At 70.1% G+C, this 254-nt stretch carries 1 pseudogene; it reads right to left on the reverse strand.

What is annotated here, in order from left to right:
- A pseudogene (locus ACSC1Q_RS43260) lies at positions 1-221 on the reverse strand (ABC transporter permease); the annotation flags it as partial.
- Positions 222-254 lie beyond the last annotated feature (33 nt).

Here is a 254-nt window from a genome sequence, read left to right on the forward strand (position 1 = left end):
GCACCGACGGTGATCACCCCGATGGTCGCCGCCAGCGACAGGATGCTCACCATGTTCGAGGTCGTGGCGAAGGTGTCGGGCACGGTGAACAGGCCCACCGCCGCCAGCAACGCCAGCGCGACCACCAGGCCGAGGTGCGGGACGTCGCCCAGCCGGGCGAGCGGTCCCGCCGCCGCGGCGGGTTTGCGCTCCTGCTTCTCAACTCGTACCTGCTCGTCCACAGACGGCAGCCGAGGCTCGCTCATACCGGACTT

The sequence above is a fragment of the Streptosporangium heterodermiicola genome (assembly GCF_051390675.1).
Classification (GTDB): Bacteria; Actinomycetota; Actinomycetes; order Streptosporangiales; family Streptosporangiaceae; genus Streptosporangium.